General features: G+C 64.8%; 22 protein-coding genes and 1 pseudogene. 11 read left to right on the plus strand and 12 right to left on the minus strand.

Annotated elements, in window-relative coordinates:
* A pseudogene (locus ACEQXV_RS11870) lies at positions 1-516 on the plus strand (phenylacetate--CoA ligase family protein); the annotation flags it as partial.
* Between the two features lie 74 nt (positions 517-590).
* Here the strand turns inward: ACEQXV_RS11870 and ACEQXV_RS11875 are convergent.
* On the minus strand, positions 591-1,556 hold the full coding sequence (locus ACEQXV_RS11875) for an NAD(P)H-dependent flavin oxidoreductase (protein WP_370269317.1): 966 nt from the start codon (positions 1,554-1,556) through the stop codon (positions 591-593).
* 224 nt (positions 1,557-1,780) lie between these two features.
* On the opposite strand from ACEQXV_RS11875, the gene ACEQXV_RS11880 reads away from it, so the two are divergent.
* From ACEQXV_RS11880 to ACEQXV_RS11915, 8 genes are all read left to right on the plus strand, one after another.
* Entirely contained in the window at positions 1,781-2,551 is a 771-nt protein-coding gene (locus ACEQXV_RS11880; RefSeq protein WP_370269318.1) for an enoyl-CoA hydratase/isomerase family protein, read from the plus strand.
* Positions 2,548-3,735 (plus strand): CaiB/BaiF CoA transferase family protein, encoded by a 1,188-nt coding sequence (locus ACEQXV_RS11885; RefSeq protein WP_370269320.1) that lies wholly within the window; start codon positions 2,548-2,550, stop codon positions 3,733-3,735. The genes ACEQXV_RS11880 and ACEQXV_RS11885 overlap by 4 nt, the downstream gene beginning before the upstream one ends.
* 1 nt (position 3,736) lies before the next feature.
* Positions 3,737-4,915 (plus strand): acyl-CoA dehydrogenase family protein, encoded by a 1,179-nt coding sequence (locus ACEQXV_RS11890; RefSeq protein WP_370269321.1) that lies wholly within the window; start codon positions 3,737-3,739, stop codon positions 4,913-4,915.
* Between the two features lie 5 nt (positions 4,916-4,920).
* A complete protein-coding gene (locus ACEQXV_RS11895) occupies positions 4,921-6,075 on the plus strand; it encodes an acyl-CoA dehydrogenase family protein (RefSeq protein ID WP_370269323.1) in 1,155 nt (384 codons plus the stop codon).
* A 28-nt stretch (positions 6,076-6,103) separates the two neighbouring features.
* Positions 6,104-6,880, plus strand: a complete 777-nt coding sequence (locus ACEQXV_RS11900; protein WP_370269325.1) for an enoyl-CoA hydratase/isomerase family protein — start codon at positions 6,104-6,106, stop codon at positions 6,878-6,880.
* A gap of 42 nt (positions 6,881-6,922) precedes the next feature.
* Entirely contained in the window at positions 6,923-7,444 is a 522-nt protein-coding gene (locus ACEQXV_RS11905) for a TRAP transporter small permease (RefSeq protein ID WP_372525735.1), read from the plus strand.
* 10 nt (positions 7,445-7,454) lie between these two features.
* Complete coding sequence (locus ACEQXV_RS11910) at positions 7,455-8,762, plus strand: TRAP transporter large permease (protein WP_370269329.1); 1,308 nt, start codon at positions 7,455-7,457, stop codon at positions 8,760-8,762.
* 65 nt (positions 8,763-8,827) lie between these two features.
* A complete protein-coding gene (locus ACEQXV_RS11915; protein ID WP_370269331.1) occupies positions 8,828-9,961 on the plus strand; it encodes a C4-dicarboxylate TRAP transporter substrate-binding protein in 1,134 nt (377 codons plus the stop codon).
* Positions 9,962-10,031: 70 nt separating this feature from the next.
* Here the strand turns inward: ACEQXV_RS11915 and ACEQXV_RS11920 are convergent, their stop codons facing one another.
* The 8 genes from ACEQXV_RS11920 to ACEQXV_RS11955 form a co-directional block, all read right to left on the minus strand.
* The gene (locus ACEQXV_RS11920; RefSeq protein WP_370269333.1) at positions 10,032-11,177 is read right to left on the minus strand and encodes an acetyl-CoA acetyltransferase; all 1,146 of its coding nucleotides are present in this window, start codon (positions 11,175-11,177) and stop codon (positions 10,032-10,034) included.
* Entirely contained in the window at positions 11,174-11,560 is a 387-nt protein-coding gene (locus tag ACEQXV_RS11925; RefSeq protein ID WP_245582908.1) for a Zn-ribbon domain-containing OB-fold protein, read from the minus strand. Before ACEQXV_RS11925 ends, ACEQXV_RS11920 begins: the two co-directional genes overlap by 4 nt.
* Positions 11,561-11,570: 10 nt before the next feature.
* The gene (locus ACEQXV_RS11930; RefSeq protein ID WP_370269335.1) at positions 11,571-12,347 is read right to left on the minus strand and encodes an SDR family NAD(P)-dependent oxidoreductase; all 777 of its coding nucleotides are present in this window, start codon (positions 12,345-12,347) and stop codon (positions 11,571-11,573) included.
* A gap of 33 nt (positions 12,348-12,380) precedes the next feature.
* Entirely contained in the window at positions 12,381-12,821 is a 441-nt protein-coding gene (locus tag ACEQXV_RS11935) for a PaaI family thioesterase (RefSeq protein WP_370269337.1), read from the minus strand.
* Between the two features lies 1 nt (position 12,822).
* Positions 12,823-14,790, minus strand: coding sequence for a TRAP transporter permease (locus ACEQXV_RS11940; protein WP_370269339.1), 1,968 nt, complete (start codon positions 14,788-14,790; stop codon positions 12,823-12,825).
* Between the two features lie 69 nt (positions 14,791-14,859).
* Entirely contained in the window at positions 14,860-16,008 is a 1,149-nt protein-coding gene (locus ACEQXV_RS11945; protein ID WP_370269340.1) for a TAXI family TRAP transporter solute-binding subunit, read from the minus strand.
* A gap of 46 nt (positions 16,009-16,054) precedes the next feature.
* The gene (locus tag ACEQXV_RS11950) at positions 16,055-17,281 is read right to left on the minus strand and encodes an acyl-CoA dehydrogenase family protein (protein WP_370269341.1); all 1,227 of its coding nucleotides are present in this window, start codon (positions 17,279-17,281) and stop codon (positions 16,055-16,057) included.
* A gap of 28 nt (positions 17,282-17,309) precedes the next feature.
* Entirely contained in the window at positions 17,310-18,422 is a 1,113-nt protein-coding gene (locus ACEQXV_RS11955) for an acyl-CoA dehydrogenase family protein (protein ID WP_370269343.1), read from the minus strand.
* 310 nt (positions 18,423-18,732) lie between these two features.
* On the opposite strand from ACEQXV_RS11955, the gene ACEQXV_RS11960 reads away from it, so the two are divergent.
* Positions 18,733-19,215, plus strand: a complete 483-nt coding sequence (locus ACEQXV_RS11960) for a MaoC family dehydratase (RefSeq protein WP_372525740.1) — start codon at positions 18,733-18,735, stop codon at positions 19,213-19,215.
* Between the two features lie 108 nt (positions 19,216-19,323).
* A complete protein-coding gene (locus ACEQXV_RS11965; protein ID WP_370269345.1) occupies positions 19,324-20,142 on the plus strand; it encodes an IclR family transcriptional regulator in 819 nt (272 codons plus the stop codon).
* A 33-nt stretch (positions 20,143-20,175) separates the two neighbouring features.
* Here ACEQXV_RS11965 and ACEQXV_RS11970 read toward each other — a convergent pair whose 3' ends face one another.
* The 3 genes from ACEQXV_RS11970 to ACEQXV_RS11980 are packed head-to-tail and all read right to left on the minus strand — an operon-like array spanning position 20,176 to position 23,785.
* Entirely contained in the window at positions 20,176-21,324 is a 1,149-nt protein-coding gene (locus ACEQXV_RS11970) for an acyl-CoA dehydrogenase family protein (RefSeq protein WP_370269347.1), read from the minus strand.
* A complete protein-coding gene (locus tag ACEQXV_RS11975; RefSeq protein WP_370269348.1) occupies positions 21,321-22,379 on the minus strand; it encodes an acyl-CoA dehydrogenase family protein in 1,059 nt (352 codons plus the stop codon). Before ACEQXV_RS11975 ends, ACEQXV_RS11970 begins: the two co-directional genes overlap by 4 nt.
* Positions 22,379-23,785, minus strand: a complete 1,407-nt coding sequence (locus ACEQXV_RS11980; RefSeq protein ID WP_370269349.1) for an MmgE/PrpD family protein — start codon at positions 23,783-23,785, stop codon at positions 22,379-22,381. Before ACEQXV_RS11980 ends, ACEQXV_RS11975 begins: the two co-directional genes overlap by 1 nt.
* Positions 23,786-23,851 lie beyond the last annotated feature (66 nt).

A 23,851-nucleotide genomic window follows, 5' to 3' on the forward strand; every position in this document is an offset into this window, starting at 1 on the left:
TATGAGGATGGCGGCGAAGGCTATGTGGTTCACCCCGACCGCGTGGTGCAAATCTGCGATCCGGTCAGTGGCGCGCAGGTCGCCAATGGCGAGCCGGGCGAGGTTGTCGTGACCGCCCGCGACGCCACATGGCCGATGATCCGGTTCGGCACCGGCGACAGTGCATTCGCGCTGGAAAGCAACGCGGATGGCAGCGTCAAGCGCATCTCCGCATTGCAGGGGCGGGTCGGCGCGGCGGTCAAGGTGCGCGAGATTTTCGTCTATCCCCGCGTGATCGAGGAAGCCGTCATCGCCACGCCGGGCGCGAAGGCTGCGCAGGCCGTGGTGACCCGGGAAAACGATCGCGACATGATCCGCGTTTCCCTTGTGCTTGAAGCTGGCGCCGACGCATCCGCCGCCGAGAAAGCCGCCGCCGAGGCCTTTCAGCTGCATGCAAGGATCCGTGCCGATGCGGTGAGCGTCATTGACGAACTGCCCGAGAATGCGGACCTGATCGTCAATCGGAAAGACAACTGACGGCGGGTCCGAAGCCTCGGTGACCGGCAGACGGAACGCCAAATGGCGGCAGGGCAACCTGCCGCCCGCATCCGTCAGGCGCAGAGCGCCTCCTTCGCGGCACGGTATTCCCTGTCGAGACGGTCGACGTATTCCGCTGTCGTCGTCACCGCATGCACCGCGCCGATCCCCTGGCCGCTGCCCCAGATGTCGCGCCAGGCCTTCGGGCGGACGTCGCCGGTCGAGAGGTTGAGCATGTTCCCGTCGCCGGTCAGGTTGTCCGGATCAAGCCCGACCGCCCGCACCGACGGTTTGAGATAATTGGCGTTCACGCCGCTGAAATGGCTGGTGTAGAGTATGTCGTCGGCGCCGCTGTCGACGATCATCTGCTTGTAGCTTTCGGCGGCGACAGCTTCGGTGGTGGCAATGAAGGGCGAACCGATATAGGCGAAGTCGGCGCCCATGGCCTGCGCGCCCAGAACGGAGCGCCCGGTGGCGATGGATCCCGAAAGGGCCAGCGGGCCGTCGAACCATTCGCGGATCTCCTGAACCAGCGCAAAGGGCGACAGCGCGCCGGCGTGGCCACCCGCACCGGCGCAGACCGCGATCAGCCCGTCGGCCCCCTTGTCTATGGCCTTCCTGGCAAACCGGTTGTTGATCACGTCGTGCAGCACGGTGCCGCCGCAGCCGTGCGCCGCCTGATTCACGTCTTCCCGCGCGCCCATCGAGGTGATCCAGACCGGCACCTTCCAGCGGGCACAGATCTCGACGTCGCGTTCGACCCGGTCATTCGAGCGGTGCACGATCTGGTTGACCGCGAAGGGCGCGGCCGGCCGATCCGGATTGGCCTGATTATGCGCGTCGAGCTCTTCGGTGATGCGTTTGAGCCAGGCGTCCAGCAGAGGCGGCTCTCCATCGGCCTCGCGCGCGTTCAATGCCGGAAAGCTGCCGATCACGCCGGCCTTGCACTGGGCGATGACCAGGTCGGGGCCGGACACCAGAAACATCGGGGAGCCGATCACAGGCAGGCGCAGACGGCCCAGAGGGGAGTCTTTGTACATGGTCCATTTTCTTCATAATTTCAGATATTTCCGGCGAAGCCGAGGTTTCGCCAAAGTGTTTGGTAGACACTCATGCAGAGCGAAACATCCCTGCCGGAAGATCACAACGGGAAAAGACGGCACCGTGAATTTCACACGAGTCTGTTTTTCGATGCCGGGGCATGTGCGGTGAGCCACCCAACCCTTAGCGTGTCAGAAGCCGACTCATTCGGGAGGAAGAAGCGGTGCCATTGCTCTATAGCCGCTCGGAGGGTGTCGGTCGGATGACCTTCGATTTTCCCGAGAAGAAGAATGCGCTCGACCAGGACGCACGCAAGGAGATGGAGCGCATCGTCACGGACGTGCGGGATGATGACCGTGTCCGCGCGCTTCTGATCACCGGAACAGGTGGCGCGTTCTGCGCGGGCGGCGACATCAACACCTTTGCCGACTCAACCCCCGTCGCCATGCGCGACCGCATGAAGCAGCAGCACCGCGTCACCCGGATGCTCTATGACCTTGAAAAACCGGTGATTGCGGCGGTTGCAGGGCCCGCGTTCGGTGTGGGGTTCAACATCGCGCTTCTGGCCGATGTGATCCTTGCCGCCCCCTCGGCCCGGTTCTGTCAGGCCTATGCGCGGGTGGCGATCGTGCCCGATGGCGGGGGGCTTTACCTGCTGTCGCGGGTGGTCGGGACGCAGCGCGCCAAGGCCATGTTCATGACCGCCCAGGTGATCGGCGCGCAGGAGGCACGCGATCTGGGGATCGTTCATGCCATTCACGACGAAGACGCGCTGGAGGCGGAAGCCTCTGCGCTGGCCACGCGTCTGGCCGAAGGGCCGACCCGTGCCTTCGGGCTGGGCAAGGCGATGTTGAACCGCGGCATGGATTGCGACTTTGCGACTTATCTTGAGATCGAGGCCACCGCCGAAGCCTTTATCATGCAGACCGAGGATCACCGCGAGGCTGTGGCCTCTTTCAAAGAAAAGCGCCAGCCGCGCTTTTGCGGATCATGATGCCGACGGCGGGCGGTCCCCTGTCCGGTCTCAGGGTGATCGACCTGGGCCAGGTCTACCTCGGCCCCTATTGCGGGCTGATGTTCGCGCTCATGGGGGCCGAGGTCATCAAGGTCGAACCCCCCGGCGGCGACAGCATCCGCGGCATCGCGGGCGGGCGCGAAAACCCGGCGGCGATGATGCTGAATTCCAGCAAGCAAAGCGTGGTGCTCGATCTGCGGTCGGACGACGGGCGTTCCGCGCTTCTGGCGCTGGCGGATACCGCCGATGTGCTGATCGAAAACGCGCGGCCCGGCACGATGGAAAAGCTGGGGCTGGGGTGGAAGACGCTCTCGGCCCGCAATCCGCGTCTGGTCATGGGGTCTGGCAAAGGCTACGCCGCCGATTCCGTCTACCGCGATGCGCCGGCGATGGATTTTCCCATTCAGGCGCTGACCGGGCTGATGTCGGTGACCGGGTTCCCCGATGGCCCGCCGGTGAAATGCGGCGCGGCGATCACCGATTTCCTCGGCGGCATCCACCTGTTCGGCGGCATCATGGCGGCGCTGCATGCCCGCGGCACGACCGGGCGCGGCGACTTCGTTCAGATCGCCATGCAGGACGTCACGCATCACGCGCTGGCGTCGAATATCTCCAGTTTTCTGCTGGCGCCCGAAGGGTTCGCGGACCGGGCCGGCAACAGCCAGGCCGTGCTCAAGGTCGCGCCCTACGACCTGTTTCCGGCGCGGGACGGGCAGGTGGCGATCATGTGCCTGAACGATCGCCACTGGCAGCAATTGAGCCGCGCGATGGGCCGCCCGGATCTGGCCGAGGATCCCGAATTGGCCGAGGGCCCCGCGCGCTGTGCGCGGCGCGCCGAGGTCGATGGCTGGGTGGCGGAATGGACCGCGCAGCATACCCGCGCCGGGATTTTCGCGGCATTGAGCGACGCGCGCGTGCCGGGCGCCCCGGTGCGCACCCTGGCCGAGGTGGTGGCCGACGACGACATGCGCGCCCGCGGCATGATCCACGATCTTCCGCACCCGGATCTGGGCACGATCCCCGTACCCGGATTGCCGATGGAATTTGCCCGTCACGACCGCGTGGCCCCCAGGCCCGCCCCGGCAGCAGGCGCCGATACGGCCCGCGTTCTGGGCGCATTGCGCGACGCCGGGCTTTCCCCACTCTCAGAGGACAAAAACTGACATGTTCAAGCTCGATCCGGAACTGGAAGATTTTCGCCACGAGGCCCGCAAGCTGGCCGAACGGGAATTCGCCCCCAAGGCCGCCTATTGGGACGAGAAAGAGGAATTTCCGGCCGCCAATCGCGACAAGCTGGCCGAGCTTGGCTATCTGGGCATGTTCATCCCCGAGGAATACGGTGGGTCCGGCGCGCCCGTGGTGCAGGGCACCGTCTTTCTGGAGGAAATGGCGCGGGTCTGTTTCAACACCGCGCTGGTCTCGCAGCTTTACCTGAACGGTCCCTCGCGGGCGATCAGCGTTCTGGGCAACGACGAACAGAAAAAGCGGTTTCTGCCGGACATGGCGGCGGGCAAGAAGTTCATCGCCATCGCCATAAGTGAACCCGAAGCGGGATCCGCAGTCACCGACCTGCGCACCACGGCCACCAGGGATGGTGACGGCTGGGTGCTGAACGGCAACAAATGCTGGTCCACCGGCGCGCATATCGCTGATTACGCGCTGGTCTTCTGCCGCTTCGGCAAGGCCAGCGGGGCGAGGGGGATCGGCGCCTTTGTCGTCGATCTGAAGAAACCCGGCGCGCGGATCGGCCACATATCGCTCAAGATGGGTGGCCGGGGTCTGACCGAGGCCGAGATCATCCTTGAAAACTACAAGGCCGGTCCCGAGGATGTGCTGGTCGAGGGCGATCCGGAAAGCTCGCGCTCTTTCGCGCTTCTGATGAGCAGTTTCGGACCCGAGCGTGTGGGCAATGCGGCGATGTGCGTGGGTCTGGCGCAAGGCGCCTTCGAGGCGGCCAAGGAATATTCCGAGATCCGTCATCAGTTCGGACGTCCCATCAACGAGTTTCAGGGCCTGCAATGGAAGATCGCCGACATGGCGACACAGATCCATGCCGCGCGGCTGATGGTCTATCGCGCCGCCACCAACCCCGCGCCAAACGGCTTTCCCGACCCGATGGATGCAACCATGGCCAAGCTCTACGCCAACGAAATGGCGCAACGGGTCACGAACGAGGCGCTGCAGATCCACGGCCACAACGGCTATACGCGTGAATACCCGCTGGAACGCATGGTGCGCGACGCGCGCGGCTTCGCGCTTGGCGGTGGCACGGTCGAGATCCTGCGCAACACGATCGCCGCCATGGTCTATGGCCACAGCTTCAACCAGCGGCGGGGAGGGTAGGGCGCATGCATCCTTCCTTGCTGACCACGGATCAGATCGCGCTGAAGGACGCGGCGCGCAAGCTGGCGCTGGGTGAATTCCGCGACCGCGCCGCGCGCTGGGACCGGGAAGGCATCTACCCCGACGAGAACCACCATCGCCTGGGCGAACTCGGCTATCTGGGCATGACCATCCCCGAGGAATTTGGCGGCGGCGGGGTTTCGCTGGTGGATTGCTATCTGGTGATCGAGGAACTGGCGAAGGTTGATTTCAACACCGCGCTGATCGTCCACGATCAGAACGTCTCGCCCCGGATCATCGCCACCTGCGGCAGCGACGACCTAAAACGCGCCTTCCTGCCGCGCTTCGCGGCGGGCGAGATCGAATGCGCGATTTCCTGGACAGAACCCGAGGCGGGGTCGGACGCGACGGCCGTGACGACCTCGCTGCGGCCAGACGGCAACGGCTTCGTGCTGAACGGCGGCAAGATTTTCACCACCTTCGGTGACCGGGCCGATTACCTTCTGGTCTATGCGCGGTTCTGCGACAGCAAAGGGGCGCGCGGCATCGGCACGGTTTTGGTGGAACGCGAGAGCCCCGGCGTCACGGTGCACATCCTCGAACAGAAGATGGGCACGCGCGGCTGCAACGAATGCGAGATCCATTTCGACGATGTGCGGGTTCCGGCGGAAAACATCGTGACCGAGGGTCTGGCCGGAAATTCCAGCGGCTTTGTCCGTCCGCTTGGCGTGTATAACGGCACCCGCGTCGGCATGGGGGTTCTGGCGCTCGGCGTGGCCGAGGGCGCGTTCGATTTGGCCTGTGACTACATGAAAACCCGCCGCCAGTTCGGCAAGGCGCTGTCCGACATGCAGGGCCTGCAATGGATGATGTCGGACATGAAGGTGCAGATCGAGGCCGCCCGGTCGCTGTGCTACACCGCGCTGTCGCTGATCGACCGAGGCCAGCCCGATCCGACGCTGTCCTCGATCGCCAAGGTCCAGGCCACCGAGATGGCGCAGCGCGTGACCCACGACGCGATGCAGATGTTCGGCGGTTACGGCTATTTCGGCTCGCTGCCGCTGGAGCGGATGGTGCGGGACGTACGGATGCTGACGATCACCGGAGGCACGACACAAATTCATAAGAACGGGATCGCACGGGCGCTGTTTGCCGACTGACGGATTTTCGCCTGAGGGAGGGGCGGTCATGGCAAGTGACATCACAGTTGAACGCAAGGACGGTCTGGCCATCGTGTCGCTGAACCGGCCGGACAAGCTGAACGCGCTGACCCTTGAGATGCGGGTCGAGCTCATGGACAGCTTCCGCCGGATGCACACCGACCCCGAGGTCCGGGCGGTGCTGCTGAGAGCCGAGGGGCGTGCCTTCTGTGCGGGAGCGGACATCTCGACCATGGGCAAGGACGATGTCTGGGGCGACCGTGCGCGTCTGCACCGGGCACATCAGATGATCCTGTCGATCTACAATTGCGAAAAGCCGGTAGTGGCGGCGGTGCGTGGGCCAGCGGTGGGGATCGGGCTCAGCATGGCGCTGGCCTGCGATGTCCTGCTGCTTTCAGAGACAGCGAAACTCGGTCAGGTCTTTCGCAAGATCGGCCTGGCCCCGGATGGCGGCGCGGCGTTCTTTCTTCAGAACCTGATCGGACGCCAGCGGGCGACAGACCTTGCCTTCTCGGCCCGGCTGGTGCCCGCGCAAGAGGCCCTGAGCCTGGGTCTGGCGAGCCAGGTGCATCCCGACGACGCGCTCGACGACGCCGCAGCGGAATATGCGGCAGACCTGGCCGCAGGTCCGACCTTTGCGCTGGCCGGGGCCAAGCGGTTGATGCGGGCCGCGCTGCAACCTTCGCTTGAGAGCTTTCTGGAAACCGAGGCCATCATCCAGGGGCAAATCATCAAGAGCGCAGACCACGCCGAAGGCATCGACGCCTTTCTGAACAAGAGACAACCGGTGTTCCGAGGGGCATAGCCACCTGGTGCGCGGCCCGACATGACAGGGAAAGATACGGCGATGGAATCAGTAATTGCCAGACTCGGATGGGTGTCGCGGATCATCACCTATGCCGCGACGGCTTTGGCGGCCCTGATGATGGTCCACGTCACGCTCGATGTCATCCTGAGCCAGTTCATCGCCGAGCCCCTGCCGGGCACGGTGGATTACGTGTCGTATTATTACATGGTCGGGCTGGTCTTTCTGCCGCTTCCCTTCGTCGAATACACCAACGAGCACATCAAGGTCGACCTGATCCACGATCTGCTCCCGACGGGGGCGAGGACCGCTCTCGACATGCTGGCTCTGGCGCTGTCTGCGGTGTTCTACGGGCTGCTCACCTGGCAGACCTGGATCGATGCCGTCGAAAAATACCTCATCGGCGAGCAATCCATGGGCATGGCGGCGGTGACCGTCTGGCCCGGTCGCTTCTGTCTGCCCCTTGGTGCGGGGCTGATGGTTCTGCTCTTGCTGGCCAAGCTGATCCAGAGGCCTTTCACCGACGCTGGCATGGCCGGCCCCAATCACGACATGTACGAATAGGAGCGGAACGGTGAGCTTTTTCCAGATCGGCCTTTGCGGCGTCGTCTCTGTCATTCTGCTGGTCTTGCTGCGCGTTCCGATCGCGGTCGCGCTGGGTATCGTGTCCTTCTTCGGGTTCTGGGCGATGCTGGGAAGCGGCGCGGCTTTCGGCCTGCTGACGGCGGTGCCCTATGACTTCGCCGCGCACTGGACGCTGAGCTCGATCCCGATGTTCCTCTTGATGGGCTACGTCTGTTACCAGACCGACATCACGCGCGGGATCTTCAAGGCCGCCCGGGTCTGGCTGTCATTCCTGCCGGGCGGGCTGGCGGTCGCCAGCGTGGGCGGCGCGGCGCTGTTTTCGGCGGCGGCGGGCTCCAGCCTGGCCTGCGCCGCGGCAATGGGCCGGATCGCGGTGCCGGAAATGCTGAAGCGCGACTACGATCCCGGGCTGAGTACCGCCGTGGTTGCCGCAGCCGGCACCATGGGGTCGCTCATCCCGCCGAGCATCCTTCTGATCATCTACGGTATTTTTGCCGAGGTCGCGATCAGCAAGCTGTTTCTGGCCGCGATCGTGCCGGGCGTACTGACGATGCTGGGGTACTGGGCCGTGATCATCGTTCGTGTGTGGATCAATCCCGCGCTCGCGCCGTCGCTCGACGAAAGCGCGACATGGTCCGAACGGCTGGAGGCCCTGAGCGAGACATGGCCCGTGATCTTGCTGGTGGTGGGCGTTTTCGGCGGTCTGTTCACCGGGATATTCACACCCACGCAGGCCGGGGCTGTCGGGGCGGCGTTGTCCTTCGTGATTGCGGCGGCGCGCGGCACCCTGAACTGGAAAGTGTCCAGGATCGCGCTGATGGACACTGCAAAAATGACTGCGGCGATCTTCATCATCGCGGTCGGTGCCAACCTGTTTTCGAGGTTTCTGGCGATCAGCGGTATCCCCGAAGCGATGACCGACCTGGTGATTGATATGGGGGCCAGCTATGTGATGCTGGTTTTCGGCACGGCCGTGATCTTTTGTCTGCTGGGCATGATCCTCGATCCGCTGGGCATTCTGCTGCTGACGCTGCCGATCCTTCTGCCGATCTACGAGGCGAACCATATCAGCCTGATCTGGCTGGGCGTGCTTGCAACCAAGCTGGTCGAGATGGCGCTGATCACGCCACCGGTCGGGCTCAACGTCTTCGTGATCAAGGGAATCGTCGGTGATGCGGTTCCGATTTCGCTGATTTTCAAGGGGGTCATGTGGTTTCTGGCGGCCGACGTGCTGGTGCTGGTCATCATGATCGCCTTTCCCGAACTGGTCATGTTCTTGCCGGAACTTGCCAATTGAAGCGGCTTTTGAGGCCGTGATGCAACCCGCGCGACAGCGGGACTTTGAAACGAGGAGGAGACCACATGAGACTGACAAAAACACTGACGATACTGGCGGCGAGTGCCGTGCTGACGGCAACCCCGGTCCTGGCCGAAAAACGGGTGACGATCAGCAACTGGACCTCGCCCAACCACGCAACGTCGCGCGGCCATGCAGCCTTTGCAGACATGACCGAGGCCGAATTTCCCGATGCCTTCGACTTCAAGCTGTTTGCCGGCGGTGCCCTGCTTGGCCCCAAGCCGACGCTGTCGGGCCTGCGCGACGGCGTGGCCGATGTCGGCCTACTTGCGCTGACCTATTTCCCCTCGGAAATGCCCTATGCGCAGCTCGTTGCCGATCTGGCGCTTCTGGGCGAAGACCACTATGCCATGGCCGGTGCAACCAGCGAGTTCGTGATGCTGCACTGCCAGCCGTGCAAGGACGAGTTCGCAAAGAACGGCATGGTGGCGCTTAGCGGGATCAGCACTGCGCCTTATGTATTGCTGACCACCAAGCCGATCGTCGAAATCAGCGATATGCAAGGGGTCAAGCTGCGCACGGGCGGGTCGGTCTGGGACCGCTGGGCGACACGCCTTGGGGCAGAGCCGGTAAACGTGCCGTCGAGCGAGATGTACGACACGATGAGCCACGGTGTCGTCACCGCTGCGGTGCAGCCGGTCGGTGCGCTCAAGGGGCACAGTCTGATCGAGGTTGCCAAGCACCTGACGGAGTTGCCGCTGGGCACCTATCATTCCGGTTCGATCTTTGCCGCCGGCCCGACATTCTGGGCCTCACTTTCGCCGGAGCAACGCGAGCAATTCGCCAAGAACCTGCCCGACGCCGTTGCGCAGACCGAGGTGTATTACGAAACCGACGATCTGGACGTGCTGAAAGAGGCCGGCGACCTTGGTCTGGAGGTGCACGAACCCTCGCCCGAGTTTCTTCAGGATCTGATCGATTTCCGCACCGCCGATCTTGAAGAGATCGCCCGCATCTCGCGAGAGGAACGCGGCATCGAAGATCCGGAACCGCTGATCGCAACCTATCGCGAGCTGATCGAGAAATGGCACGGTCTGGTTGAGCCGCTGCATCCGATCCGCGACAATCCGCAGCCCTTTGCCGACCTTCTGCGCCAGGAAATCTATTCCAAGATCGACCTGGCAACCTACCCGAACTGAGCCGCCTCAGGCAGAAACGCAAAGCGGCCCTTCCTACAGAGGGCCGCTTTCGTCTTGTCCGATGGCCTGGTCAGAGCGTCGCTTCGGTGCCCAGGATATTCGTCACCTGGCTGGACAGGACACCGCCGTTGCCGTGGGCCAGGGCCAGCTCGGCGCCGTCGATCTGGCGGTCTCCAGCTTCGCCGCGCAGCTGTCGCACCGCTTCGACCAGCGTGAAGATGCCGTACATGCCGGGATGGACGCAGGACAGCCCGCCGCCATTGGTGTTGACCGGCAGATGACCGCCGGGCGCGATGCCGCCGCCTTCGACGAAGGCGCCGCCCTCGCCTTTTTTGCAAAAGCCCAGATCCTCAAGGAACAGGATCACGTTGATGGTGAAGGCATCGTAAAGCTGCACCACGTCAATGTCGGCGGGTGTGACCCCGGCCATGTCGCGCGCCGCGGCACCGGACTGCGCGGCCCCGGTCGCGGTCAGGTCGGGCATTTCGGAAATGTCGCGGTGGGTGGTGCCTTCACCGCCCCCCAGCAGATAGACCGGTGGCCTGGGGTGATCCTTCGCCGTCTCGGCCCGCCGCATTATCAGCGCGCCGCCACCGTCCGTGACAAGGCAGCAGTCGCGCACCCGCAGCGGATCCGAGACCGGCCGCGAGGCAATGACATCCTCGCGCGTCAGGGGATCGCGCATGAAGGCTTCGGGGTTCTTCCGGGCCCAGGCGCGCGCCGCCACCGCCACGTCGGCCAGCTGTTCGCGCGTGGTGCCGAACTGGGTCATGTGACGGTCCGCGGCAAGCGCGTAGGACGACAGCGGGAACAGCGGCTTGTAGGGGGCCTCGTAGGTTGGCAGGCCGAGCGCGGTCATCAGCTTGCCCGAGGCGGTGCGCTGGTTCGACCCGTAGGCGATCAGCACGGTGTCGGCGAGCCGCAACTCCAGCAGCATCGCGGCCCAGAGCGTGTGCGACAGGAACGACGAGCCGCCCATGCGGTTGTTCATGGTGAACCTGGGGTTCAGCCCCAGTTCCTGCGCCAGCGTCAGCCCCGAAAGCATGTCCAGCGGCTGGCAGGTGGCAACGGCGTCGACCTCGCCAAGCGACACGCCGGCATCGGCCAATGCGCCATGCACGGCCTCGACGGTGATTTCCATCGCGCTCTTGCCATGGGCCTCGCCGCACCCCGCCAGCGCGGCGCCGACGATGGCGGCTTTTCCCCGCAAACTCATGATGCACCTCCTTCAGGCCGGAACACCACGGCGGGGCCGCCGTCTGCCCCTTCGCCGATCGACGCGGAGACCTTCAGCCCGGCCGCGATCTCGTCATGCGCGATCCCGTCCACGCGCGACATCATGCGCACGCCTTCGTCGAGGTCCACCAGCACCACGTTGTAATCGCCGCCCCGTTCGGGTTTCCGGCGCACGATTGTCCGCGCATAGATCGTTCCCCGTCCCGTGGGAGCCACCCATTCAAGGTCCGCGCTGCCACAGGCCGGGCAGATCACCCGCGGATGAAAGACATGGCTGCCGCAGCCGCCGCATTTCTGAATCTCGAAGACGCCGTCGGCCAGCTTGGCGGCAAAGACGGCATCGGGCCCCGGGCCCTTTTCCATGCCTGTCATCTCAGAACCCGATGTGGAACCCGCCGTTCACGCTCAGGTGCTGGCCGGTGATGTAGGATGCTGCGTTGGACAAGAGGAAACAGACAGGCTGCGCCACTTCCTCCGGAGTGCTCATTCGGACCATCGGAATCTGTGCCATGTACTTGTCGGCAAACTTGTCCGAGCGGATCGTTTCGGTCATCGGCGTTTCGACCATTCCGAAACAGACCGAGTTGACGTTGATCCCGTAGCGGCCCCATTCCCGCGCGGCGCTCATTGTCAGGCCGAGCACGCCGGACTTGGCGGCGCCATAGTTGATCTGCCCGATGGTGCCGCGGCGGCCGGCATCGGAGGAGACGTTGACGATGGCGCGGCGCGCCGCGCTGTCCGGATCGTTCTGGGCCTGATCCCTGTAGTAGGTGCCCACAGCCTGCAGGCAGGCGAAGACACCGGTGAGATTGACGTCGATGACCTGCTGCCATGTGGCACGGTCCATCTTGTGGATCATCGCGGCGCGCACGATGCCGGCGTTGTTTACCAGCCCGTTGATGTCCCCGAATTCGTCAAGCGCGAATTTCACCAGCTTTTCGGGAAAGTCCGGGTCGGCCACGTTTCCGACGAGCGCGCGGGCATTGCCACCGATCTTCTCGGCGGTTTCCCTGACGCCGTCTTCGTTCAGATCGTTCACGACGACCCTGGCGCCCAGCTCGGCCGCCAGTTCCGCCACGCCGCGGCCGATCCCCTGTCCGGCGCCGGTGACGATAATTACCTGATTTTCCAGTGACATCGGGTTGATCATCTATGTCTCCTCACTTGGTTCGTTGGTTGCAACTCAGTTGCCGCCCCGCCGTTCGGGTTGGCCCGATGGCGGAGTGACCCGCTTGATCACGGCATCTCCATGCGCCAGACGACGCCCGTCCTGATTGAGGATCTCGCCCTGCACGAAGACCAGTTTGCGCCCGCCACCGGCAAGGCGCGCCCGGGCTGTCAGCACATCGCCCTCGACGGCCGAGGCCACGAAACTCGTGGTAAGCGAGAGCGTCAGACAGCGATGGCCGGGCCGGCCTTGGCCCGCGAAGGCGGCGCAGAAGGTGACCGCGTTGTCCAGCATGGTTGCGAAGACCCCGCCATGCACCGCGAAGGCGCCGTTCAGGTGGTCGTGGGTGATTGCAAGTTGCAACTCGGCGTGGCCCTCGGACCACGATACGAAGCGGACGCCCAGCAGGGTGTTGAACGGGGCGGGAACCTCGGGTTTGCCATCCTGTGCGCTCATCTCAGGCGGCCTTTCGGTTGCGCGAGAAGGTCACGATGACCGCCGCCAGCGCCGTGACCGCGGCGCCGACGCCCACCGCCGCGGCGATCGGAACGGCCAGCATCGCGGTCGACGGCAGCGCGAAGGCCAGACCGGCAATCCCGAGCAGAAGCCGCGCGATCGCGCCTCTGGGGCCGGGTTCGATACGACCGACGCCCAGCAGATACCCCTGCAATCCGGCGCAGATCAGCAGGACGCCGATACCCGCGCGCAGGATCGTCAGGAGACTGTCTACGAACCCGGCCTGGAGGGTGTAGGCGGGATCGAGCACGAAGAAGAAGGGCAGCACATAGATGACGGTGCCCAGCTTCATCGCCTCATAGGCCGCAGCGAAGGGTCGGGCCTGGGCAATCGCCGCCGCGGCGAAGGCCGCCAGCGCGACGGGCGGGGTGATGTAGCTGAGCATGCTCCAGTAGAGGATGAACAGATGAACGCCGATCGGGTCGAGCCCGCCGGCGATCAGAGCCGGCGCCAGAGACACGGCGAGGATGACATAGGCGGCCGTCACCGTCATGCCCATCCCGAGGATGAAACTGGTCAGGGCGCCGAGAAGCAGCAGCAGGAAGGTGTTGCCGCCCGCAATGAAAAGCAGATCGTTCGAAATCGTGCCGGACATGCCGGTCACCGCCAGCCCGCCGACAATCAGCCCGACCGCCGCGAGGATCGCGACCAGTTCGACAAACAGCCGACCCGTCGCGATCAGGAAGTTCATCAGCTCCTGCCGCCCCCAGCGCGATTTCGACATCAGTTGGTTCAGGCCGATCAGCAGCGCGGTCGCATAGAACGGGGCAATCGCCTCGCGCTTGAGATAGAGCAGCATCCAGATGAGAAGCCCGAAGACCGCGAGGAAGTACCAGCCCTCGCGCATCACATTGCCGAACCTGGGAAGTTCGGCGCGCGGCACGCCTTTCAGTCCGTTGCGCGCCGAATAGGCGTCGATCTGGGCGAAGAGGCCAAAGAAATAAAGCAGCGAGGGCAGCACCGCCGCAACCACGATGTTGGTGTAATCGGTCAGCAGAAAGCTTGCCATGACAAACGCCGTGGCGCCCATGATCGGGGGCATCAACACCGCCCCGGTCGAGGCCGCGGCCTCGATTCCGGCGGCATAGCTGGGCCGGAAGCCCACCTTTTTCATGGCCGGAATGGTGATCGACCCGGTGGTCAGCACATTGGTGATGACGCTGCCGCTCATCGAGCCGGTCAGCGCGCTGGTCAGGACGCCGACCTTGGCGGGCCCACCCCGGACATGCCCGAGCGCGGCAAAGGCGATGTCGATAAAGAACGGCCCCGCGCCGGTGTGCTGCATCGCGACCCCGAAGATCATGAAGCCGACCACAAGGTTGACGAAACTGCGCATCGGGATGCCCAGAACGCTTTCGCCGCTCATGGCGTGGAAGATCGCCGTCTCGACCGGCGGGCGCTGGAACCCCTGGATCGGGCCCGGCGCATAGTTGGCGATCATCGGGTAGACGGAGAACATCAGGATGACCGCAAAGAGCATCCACCCGCCAGTGCGCCGCGCCGCCACGAGCAGCAGGAACCAGAAGGCGAAGCTGGCAATCACGGCATGGGTGGGGGCCGCGAAGTCCCAGCCCTTGTTGACCACGCTGCGCCCGTAATAGGCAAAAAACGCGCAGGTGATCAGCGCCAGAAGGGCCAGAAAGTAATCCCACCATCGCGTCGACCCATGCGGGTTTGTCTTGCTGCATGGAAAGACAAGGTAAACGAGCGGCAACGTCAGCAGCAGCATCACGTAGAGGTAATGAATCTCCAGCAGCCGGACGTTCATGAAGAACCCGAGATTGAAGAGATGGTTGATCGATGCCGCGGACAACAGAACCGCCGATGCGGCAAGCAGCCAGCGAAGGTAAGGGGGCAGGGTGCCCATGCCCACCGGCGGTGCCGAGGCGTCCTGCGTTTGCTGTGACATGCGCGATTCCCGTGTTGTCCCGGCTTTCCGATAGCGCGCGGCACCTTTACGGCGCCGCGCCGCGGTGTCTCAGCGGAAAAAGACGTCGTGACCGGCGGTTTCCAGCGCCTCGGCGCGCACCTTCATCCAGGCCGCGGTGAACGCTTCCTCATCGTCCGGAGCGCTGTCGACAAAGCCTCCCCAGGCGTCTGCAAGAACCTTCTGCCGATCCACCAGCTTGTCCTGGTTTTCCTGCGCTTCGGGCGTCCACAGACCCTTTTCCTTGAAGTAGGCGATGCTGCCATCGCTCCACGGCATCACCCAGGACAGGATCTGGCGATCTATTTCGTAGGCATTGGCGCCGGGCGCGGCGTCCTTGTAGTCGTCAAAACCGGCGTCGAGCGCGGCGACGATGTTGCGCACCTCGGCGGCATCCTGATCGGCTTCGGTGACGAGGATCGGATAGGGATATTGCGCCATCGGCAGCGGAGAGGCGGGGTCGATGGCCGGCCCCACCGACACCATGTGCGGCGTTACATACGGCGTCACGCTGGTATAGCGCTCCCATGCTTCGGTCTGGTCCGCCGGGGTTTCGAGCCACTTGAGACCGCGCGGGCTGGACTCGATCTGGTAGTTCACTGTCGTCGTTGTCAGCGCAAATGCGGCATCCACGCGATCTTCAAGAATGCCTTTGAGGGAATTCACATAGCCCGAGAACTCGACAGCCTCCACGTCGTCCCATGTCAGGTCCGCAAAGGCCAGCAGACCCTCCATGTTGACATCGATCGCCGGCGAGCTTGCGGCGCGACCGACCCGTTTGCCCTTGAGGTCCGTAATCGTCTCGATGCCGGCATCGGCCGCGACGGCCACACCCAGACCGTAGTCGCCGACAGCCTGAAGCACCGCGCGGATCGGCTGCGGGCCCCATTCCGGCGAGGCGAACAGGAAGACGCCTTCGCCGGCGAAATAGGAGGCGATGCCGCACAGGCAGTAATCCACCGTGCCATTCTTGAGAGGCGTCATCCGCGAGACGTCGTTGCGCCCCGGAAGCACCCGAATCGTCGTTCCGAAACGGCTGCGCATCATGTTGCCGATGGCAATCGAATGCGCATGGCCGGCCGACCCCGTGTCGTAAGCCGACCAGGCGATGACGTCGGGCAATTCGATGTCCTGCGCGCCGACCGGTGCGGCCATCGCCAGACACCCGGCAGCCGCGATGCTTGTCCATCTGAAGTTCATGGTAGTCTCCTCCTTGTTGGTTGTCCGGCAAGGCCGGGCGGTAGGCCTAAAGTTTCGAGAATGGCACGGTCTTGTCCACGCGTATGTCCGGCGGCAGCCCGAGAATACGTTCGCCGATGATCGTGCGCTGGATCTCATCGGACCCGCCGGCGATCCGGTTGCCCGGCGCCGTAAGATACTCGTTGCGCCAGCGCGCGGCATCGTCGTCGTCGGCCGCCGACACGCCCGCCGCAGTGCCCGCCAGTTCCATCCCGAAGGCGCCCATCTCCTGCCGCAGCCTGCCCAGCAGCAGCTTTCCGATCGAGCCTTCCTCGCCCGGCGCCTCGCCGCGCGACAGCGACGTCATGACCCGGTAGGAGGTGAATTCCAGCCCGCGTTGCCGCGCGACGAAATCCGCGATGCGCGCGCGCACTGCGCCGTCCTCGATGGCCGGACGCCCGTTGCGTTGGACGCGGGCGGCAAGGGCGATCAGCTCCTCGGCGCGCGCCCCGCCGCTGGCGCGCCCGACCGAGATGCTGAACCGTTCGTTCATCAGCGTCGTCAGCGCCACCTTCCAGCCTTCGGATTCGCCGCCCAGTCGGGCGCTGTCCGGCAGTCGCAGGTCGTCGATGAACACCTCGTTGAAGCTGGCACCGCCCGAGATCTGGCGGATCGGACGTGTCTGGATGGCCGGATCGGACATTTCCACCAGGAACATCGTCATGCCCTTGTGCTTGGGCACCTCCGGGTCGGTGCGGGCCAGAAGGATGCCGTGGCTGGAATAATGCGCGCCCGAGGTCCAGACCTTCTGGCCGGAAATCACCCAGTCGTCGCCATCGCGCCGCGCGCGGGTTCGGATGCCGGCCAGGTCGGAGCCGGCGGCAGGTTCGGAAAACAGCTGGCACCAGATGTCCTCGCCGGTCAGGGCGCGCGGCAGAACCGCTTTTTTCTGATCCTCCGTGCCGTGGACCATGACCGTCGGCCCGACCAGCCCGATGCCGATCAGGAAGGCATTCGGTGGCACGGCATAGCGCCCTTCCTCCTGGTTCCAGATCACCTGTTCGATCGGCGTGGCGTCGCGCCCGCCGAAAGCGCGCGGCCAGGTCAACCCGGCCCAGCCCGCTTCGGCCTTGCGGGCCTGCCAGTCGCGCGCCCGCGCGACCTCGTCGGCGTCGCGGGCCATGAAGTGATCCTGAGCCTTCTCGCTGCCGTCCCGCAGGGTCGCGTTGGCATCCAGCCAGTCCCGCGCTTTTGCGCGAAAGGCGGCTTCTTCCGGGCTGTCGCTAAAATCCATGTGTCCGGTTTCCCTGTCAGCTTCCCTGTCAGCTTGCGGCCCCTTGGGCGTCGGCCAGATGCCCGAGCAGCCGTTCGCGCCACATTGCGGCGGGGCCGAGTTCTGCCTTCAACTGCCAGCCGCGCCGCAGAAACAGGTGCGGGTCGGCATCCCAGGTGAACCCGATACCGCCGTGCAGCTGGATCGTTTCCTCGGTGGCGAATTGCACCGCATCGAGCGCCGTGAGGCGCGCGACGGCGGCGGCTTCGGGCAGTCGGCTGTCGCCGCTCGCCAGCGCCCATGCGCCGAAGAAGGCGTTGGACCGCGCCAGTTCGATCCTGGCGAACATGTCCGCGAGCCGGTGCTTGACCGCCTGAAAGCTGCCGATCGGTCGCCCGAAAGCGTGCCGGTCGCCGGCGTAAGACGTGGTCAGGGCCAGCGCGCGCCCGGCAAGACCGATCTGTTCGAAGGCCGCCAGCACCGCGGCGCCGTCCAGAAGGCGCCGGATCGCCGCGGGATCCGAGCCGGGCAGCAGGTCGACCGGCGTGTTGTCAAAGACGATCTCGGCCGCCGGGCGTGTGCGGTCGATCGGGTCAAGCGCTCGGATCGTCACGCCCGGAGCTGCGAGATCCGCAAGATAGAGACGCGATGTGCCCTCTTCATCGGTCGCGGCGACAAGCGCGTGGGTCGCCGCGGCGCCGAAGGTGACCGGCGCTTTTCGTCCCGACAGGCGATCCCGCGCCACTTTCGCCGATACGGTGTCCGGGGCGAGACCCCCGCCTTCGGCAAGCGCTGTCGCCATGATCGTGCGGCCCTCGGCAATGCCGGGCAGAAACGATCTGCGCTGGTCTTCCGTCCCGGCGGACTGAAGGGCCGGAACCGCCAGGCACAGGACCGGGAGGCAAGGCACGGCGGCCAGGCAGCGGCCGATTTCCTCGGCAAGGATGGCCAGTTCCACCGCGCCCATCCCCGAACCGCCCTCTGCTTCCGACATGGCGAGGCCGAGCCAGCCGCCTTCGGCCAGGGCGGACCAGGTTGCCGTGTCGAACCCTTCCGCGCTGTCGAGCCGGTTGTGCGCGACCTCCAGGGTGGCGTGATCGCCAAGCATCCGGGCCAGGGTTTCGCGAATGGTATCCTGCTCCTCGGAAAAACCGAAATTCATGCCGGTGCACCTCCTTGCGGCTGTGGATGCCGAGTGCTTGCCGGTCGACGGTAGGTTGGCGGTCGGGCGCGACCAAACACTAACGGCCGGCGGCCGTGAAAAACCACATATGTGCAATGTCGTGTCGAAAACGCTGAACGGGAGCAGGAAGCGGGGTTTATCACGAATGTGATTGATTCACGTCGGACCAGCGATATCTGCCGCTTCAATTGATAATTTTGGCGCTTATACCCTACCTTTCGAAAGCGCCTTAACGGCGCGACGAAGTTTTTCGCCGGGGAGGCGATTGATAAGAATGGGATTGAGCGACATGGAAACTGTGGGCCTTGGATTTTGCTATGAGGATCTGCCGGTGGGGCGCAAGTTTCGGACCATCGGACGCACGGTGACCGAAACCGACATCACGAATTTCGTCAGCGTCACCGGCATGCTTGAAGTGCTGTTCATCAACAGCGAATTCCGCGAAAAGGAATCCAACATGCAGGGCTTCGCCGCCCCCGGCTCCCTGGTCTACTGCTTGATGGAGGGTCTGTTGACCCAGTCCACGATGCAGCACACGGGCTTTGCCTTTCTGGAAATGGAACTGAAGGTTCTGGGGCCGACATTCGCGGGTGACACGGTCCATTGCGAGGTCGAGGTGACCGAGTCGCGCCGCTCGAAGAGCCGACCGAACCGCGGCCTGGTCCGGACCCGGAACAAGGTTTTCAAGCAAACCGGAGAGCAGGTTCTGGAATACACGCCCCTGCGGATGATCAAGGCACGCACGACGGACAAGGAACCGGGAGAGGCCTAGACCTGTCTCATATGCGCTGCAGAAAGTCGATCCTGGCAAAATATGGCTGGACTGCGGCGGGGGTTTTGGAGGTACCCGGGGCGCATAGACTAACTGGAGACAACGATCATGAAAACCGCGCAATCTGAGGCAACTGGACCTGCCGGACGCACATCGGAAGGGCCACGGTCGCTGAACCGGATCCTGGCGCTTTTCGATCTGGTGGCGCAAAGCGACCGGCGCATGTCCCTGTCCGAGCTCAGCAGCGCGCTGGATTGCCCCAAGAGCAGTCTGCTGGTGCTGCTGCGCCCTCTCACCGAAAAAGGTTACCTGATGCGCGAGAAAGACGCGTATTTCCTCGGACCACGGATTTTCCAGTTTGCGCAGACCATCCTGACCAACCATCCGTTCGAATCGGTTCTGCGCGGGGTGATGAACGACCTTGTCAAACAGACCGGCGAGACGGTCCTCTACGCGGTGCGGGATGGTGATCGTGTGGTTTATTCGTCGGTCATCGAAAGCCCGCAGGCCGTCCGCTATGTTGCCCAGACGGGTGCCGACCGGCCATTGTTCTGTTCGGCATCGGGTCTGGTGATGCTGGCCTATGTCACGCCGCAGGAACTTGATGCGTATTTTCGGCGGACGGAACTGGCGCCGCTAACCGGTAATTCGATCACCGACGAACAGGAACTGCGGCGCATCATTTCAGAGATCCGCAAGACCGGGTATGCCACAACGGTCGGCACGGCGCATGTCGACGCCGCGGGGTTCGGAGTCCCGGTGTTCCGTTCGGATGGAAACCTGGCCGGGGCCCTGGTGATCGGCGCGCCCCTGGAACGCGCAGCCCGGAACAGGAAACTTTGTGTGACAGCGGCCAAAGCGAGCGCCGAGCAACTTTCGATGGCGCTTGGCTATCGTCCCGATCAGACGGGGCCGTCCATGCATTAGGCCCCCGAGGCTATCTTTGCATAGGAACCCGCGTCACCTCAAACCCAGTCCGCGTGCGATGATGCCGCGCAGGATCTCGCGGGTGCCGCCCCGGAGCGAGAATGACGGCACCGCAAGTTCGGTGTAGGCCAGCACCGCGGCGTAGCTGTCGCCGCCTCCGGGCACGGCGGGGCGGGAGACGAGGCTGCGGGCAAGACGCGGAATATCCTGCTCGAAAAGCGCACCCAGATCCTTGACGATGGCGGCCTGAAGCGCGGGGTTCTTGCCCTCGTTCAGCATCCCGGCGACCGACCGCGACATTTGCCGCAGCACCATCAGATGCGCGGACAGGCGGCCGATCTCGGCCTGCTGGGCCTCGGTGGCGTCCTGGCGCAGCACGCGGATCAGTTCCTCGATCAGCGCGAAGGACGACAGGAACCGTTCCGGTCCGCTGCGTTCGAAGGCCAGTTCGCTCATGACCTGCGACCAGCCCTCGCCCTTTTCGCCCAGCAGCGCGTCGGATGGCAGGAACGTGTCGTCGAAGATGACCTGGTTGAAATGATGTTCGCCGCCCAGGTCGATGATCGGGCTGATCTGGATGTTTTCGGTGGCCTTGAGATCAATGAGGAACTGGCTCATCCCGCCGTGGCGGTCCTCGCTCTTGCCGGTTCGGCAGAACAGGATCATGTAATCGGCCACATGCGCATAAGTCGTCCAGACCTTTGTGCCGTTGACCCGGAAACCGCCCTCGACCTCGGTGGCGAGGGTGCGCGTGGCCGCAAGGTCCGAGCCGGAATCGGGCTCGCTCATCCCGATGCAGAAAAACAGCTCGCCCGCGGCGAGGCGCGGCACGAGTTGGCGTTTCTGGTCTTCGGTGCCCTTGGCCAGAATCAGGGGTCCGCTCTGACGGTCGGCGATCCAGTGCGAGATCACCGGCGCACCGGCGGCCAGCAGCTCTTCGGACACGACATAACGTTCCAGCGCGCTGCGCGCGTGCCCGCCGTACTCCTCGGGAAAGGTCATGCCGACCCAGCCGCGCTGCGCCAGCCTGCGCGAAAAGTCACGACTGAACCCGTTCCAGGATTCCGCGCGCTTTTCGGGCGGGAAATCGGCCAGCTCTTCGGCCAGAAACGCGCGGACCTCTTGCCGGAGGTCGTCGTGATCGGCACCGGGCGGGGGTGGAGGAAATGCGGTGAGGGTCATGCCGGGGTGCCTTGTGCCGTGCTGTCGGTGATGAAATGCCAGAAGGTGCCCTGGGGGCTCGACAGGGCGGCCCGTCCCAGCTCCCTGGTCCAGTCCAGTTCGGTGCCGAACTCGTCACGCCAGCTCCAGATCCGTTTGGTGAAATGGTGCAGCGCGTGTTCCTGGGTATAGCCGATGGCCCCATGAACCTGATGGGCCAGCGCACCGACCGTTTCCGCCGCGTCTCCGGCGCGGATCTTGGCGGCGGCAACGGTCAGCGCAAAGGCGGGCGTGTCATAGCTGTCGGCGGCCATTTCGGCGGCGGTGCGCGACGCGGCGGTTTCTCCGGCCATCGTCGCGAGATAGTGTTGAATGGCCTGAAACTTGCCGATCGGCCGTCCGAACTGGACCCGGTCGTTGGCATACTCGACGCTCATCGAAAGGATGGTCTCCATCGCGCCGGCCGTGGCCAGACTGCGGACAAGCGCCCCCAGCCCGCGCATTCCGCCGAGCGACCGCGGCAGGGGGGCGGCATCGGCCTCTGTCAGCGCAAGATCGACCTTTACATCGTCGCGCGGCATCCCGGCGAGATCCTGCGCCGGGGCGACCGTCAGATCCTTGACCGGCAGGGACAGAACATGATCGGCGCCGTCCAGCGCGGCGATGGTCACGATCCGGTCGGCCCAGCGTGCAAAAGGTACCAATGTCAGCGGCCCGCTTAAATGGATGGCAGCCCCGCGCCGTTCCAGCCGCAGCGCCGCGCCCTCGGCAATGGTCAGCCTGCCGCCGGGCAGGGCGAGACCCGCGCGGGCCAGCACCGCGTTCGCGATCAGGGTTTCGGCCAGTGGCAGCGGCAGGCCATGCGCCCCGGCGATGCGGACCAGCCCCAGCGCCTCGGCGGCGGGCACGCCGAAACCGCCGGCCTCTTCGGGCACCAGCGCCATGGGCAATCCGGCCTCCTCGATCTGCGTCCAGAGGGGCTCGGGGCAGTGCCCGGCAGCGGCGTCCTCGCGCAGGCCATGACTGACATGGTCGCGGAAAAGCCGCTCGGCCATGTCGTGGATCATCGAGTCCATCAGGTGGTCCTTTCAGACGGTGCTTGGTTGCCGGCTGACGTGCCGTGTTCCGGTTTGCCGTCGGGAGCCATCCTGTCTCGCAGCGGCGGCAGATGCAGCCGTCTGCGCAGATCCTGACGGAACGCCCCGGCAGCAGGCGGCGCGCCGCCGTCCCTGCGGTATTTATCGAGGCAATCGGCGATCTTGTCGCCGATCTCGGCGGGGCTCGCCGGGTCCGCGGGCGAACCGGGATGCGCCGCGACCGAGGTTTCGGCGAGGGTTTCGTTTCCGTGACGCAGGCGGACATGGACCGCCCCGTGGTCCACACCGACGCGATCCTGCCCCGCGTCCGGTTCGGTTTCGATGGTCACCATGTCCATGAGGCGGCGGACCCCGGGGCGCTGGGGGCTGTCGCCCTCGAAATCCGCAAGCCCGACCCGGCCCTGATACAGGGCCGTGGACAGGGTATAGGCGGCGCAGAATTTGGCTTCCATTCCATCCTTGGGATCCATGACATGCAGGGGCACCATGACGCCCTTGGGCACCGTCATTTCGATCACGGAGCCCTCGGGCACAACGTCTCCGCCGCGTTGCGCGTGAAGGTGCCGCCCGGCGGCGATCATCCTGTGCGTGAGATAGCAGCAGGGATAAAGCTTGCGCGACACGCTGCCCAGATCGATCCTTGGCTCCACCCCGGCGGGATCGCCCGCAAGCCCGTCCGGGCCGGCATAAAGATCGAAAAAACCGCGCGGCGCAAAGATATCGGGGGCGCCGGTGATCCCGGTCTCGGCCATGCGGGCGGCGCGCAGTCCGACAAGGGCGGCGTTGCCGGCCTGGATCGGTTTTGCCATCGAGCCGAAATTGATCTGCAATCCGCCGGCCAGCGACGCGGCCAGAGACAGGGCGTTGCCGATGGCCTCCTCGTCGAGGTCGAGCTGGTGCGCGACCGCCGCCGCCGCGGCCACGGCGCCGATCGTCGATGTGGCGTGCCAGCCCTTGTCGTAGTGACCAAAGCCCAGGACCCGTCCCAGCGCGACATTGACGGCCGTTCCCACCGCAAGCGCGGGGGCGACCCGGGGCGCCGTCTCGGGCCGCGCGTCCGCCATCGCCAGCAGCGACGGCACGAAGACCACACTGGGATGCGTGACACTGAGCGTGTGGACATCGTCGAAGTCCAGCGCATGACCGGAGACCGCGGTGAGAAACGCGGCCTGTTCGACGCCGCATTTGTCGAAGGCGTCCGTAGGTGTCGCCGCACTGTCCCCGTCGAGTGCCGCCAGACGGCGGACCACCGGTTCGTGCCAGCCACCGTGGATGACAGCCACCGTATCCTCGACGCAAAGCGCGGCCTGTCCGGCATTTGCCGCGTCCAGCCGATGTGGCGCGGCGATGAACCGCGTCAGACGGCGGGTGAAATCACTGACCATGTGTCGATCCTCTCTGGTAGCGCACCTTGCCTCATGACGGGAGGGGCTATCAATTCGGGTGACCAT

Source organism: Nioella sp. (assembly GCF_964229645.1).
Taxonomy (GTDB): Bacteria; Pseudomonadota; Alphaproteobacteria; order Rhodobacterales; family Rhodobacteraceae; genus Nioella.

Excerpts from the sequence above, each read along its gene's own strand:
- ACEQXV_RS11875 (WP_370269317.1), bottom strand. The coding sequence starts at position 1,556 with ATGTACAAAGACTCCCCTCTGGGCCGTCTGCGCCTGCCTGTGATCGGC.
- ACEQXV_RS11885 (WP_370269320.1), top strand. The coding sequence starts at position 2,548 with ATGATGCCGACGGCGGGCGGTCCCCTGTCCGGTCTCAGGGTGATCGAC.
- ACEQXV_RS11890 (WP_370269321.1), top strand. The coding sequence starts at position 3,737 with ATGTTCAAGCTCGATCCGGAACTGGAAGATTTTCGCCACGAGGCCCGC.
- ACEQXV_RS11895 (WP_370269323.1), top strand. The coding sequence starts at position 4,921 with ATGCATCCTTCCTTGCTGACCACGGATCAGATCGCGCTGAAGGACGCG.
- ACEQXV_RS11900 (WP_370269325.1), top strand. The coding sequence starts at position 6,104 with ATGGCAAGTGACATCACAGTTGAACGCAAGGACGGTCTGGCCATCGTG.
- ACEQXV_RS11905 (WP_372525735.1), top strand. The coding sequence starts at position 6,923 with ATGGAATCAGTAATTGCCAGACTCGGATGGGTGTCGCGGATCATCACC.
- ACEQXV_RS11915 (WP_370269331.1), top strand. The coding sequence starts at position 8,828 with ATGAGACTGACAAAAACACTGACGATACTGGCGGCGAGTGCCGTGCTG.
- ACEQXV_RS11920 (WP_370269333.1), bottom strand. The coding sequence starts at position 11,177 with ATGAGTTTGCGGGGAAAAGCCGCCATCGTCGGCGCCGCGCTGGCGGGG.
- ACEQXV_RS11925 (WP_245582908.1), bottom strand. The coding sequence starts at position 11,560 with ATGGAAAAGGGCCCGGGGCCCGATGCCGTCTTTGCCGCCAAGCTGGCC.
- ACEQXV_RS11930 (WP_370269335.1), bottom strand. The coding sequence starts at position 12,347 with ATGATCAACCCGATGTCACTGGAAAATCAGGTAATTATCGTCACCGGC.
- ACEQXV_RS11935 (WP_370269337.1), bottom strand. The coding sequence starts at position 12,821 with ATGAGCGCACAGGATGGCAAACCCGAGGTTCCCGCCCCGTTCAACACC.
- ACEQXV_RS11940 (WP_370269339.1), bottom strand. The coding sequence starts at position 14,790 with ATGTCACAGCAAACGCAGGACGCCTCGGCACCGCCGGTGGGCATGGGC.
- ACEQXV_RS11945 (WP_370269340.1), bottom strand. The coding sequence starts at position 16,008 with ATGAACTTCAGATGGACAAGCATCGCGGCTGCCGGGTGTCTGGCGATG.
- ACEQXV_RS11950 (WP_370269341.1), bottom strand. The coding sequence starts at position 17,281 with ATGGATTTTAGCGACAGCCCGGAAGAAGCCGCCTTTCGCGCAAAAGCG.
- ACEQXV_RS11955 (WP_370269343.1), bottom strand. The coding sequence starts at position 18,422 with ATGAATTTCGGTTTTTCCGAGGAGCAGGATACCATTCGCGAAACCCTG.
- ACEQXV_RS11960 (WP_372525740.1), top strand. The coding sequence starts at position 18,733 with ATGGAAACTGTGGGCCTTGGATTTTGCTATGAGGATCTGCCGGTGGGG.
- ACEQXV_RS11965 (WP_370269345.1), top strand. The coding sequence starts at position 19,324 with ATGAAAACCGCGCAATCTGAGGCAACTGGACCTGCCGGACGCACATCG.
- ACEQXV_RS11970 (WP_370269347.1), bottom strand. The coding sequence starts at position 21,324 with ATGACCCTCACCGCATTTCCTCCACCCCCGCCCGGTGCCGATCACGAC.
- ACEQXV_RS11975 (WP_370269348.1), bottom strand. The coding sequence starts at position 22,379 with ATGGACTCGATGATCCACGACATGGCCGAGCGGCTTTTCCGCGACCAT.
- ACEQXV_RS11980 (WP_370269349.1), bottom strand. The coding sequence starts at position 23,785 with ATGGTCAGTGATTTCACCCGCCGTCTGACGCGGTTCATCGCCGCGCCA.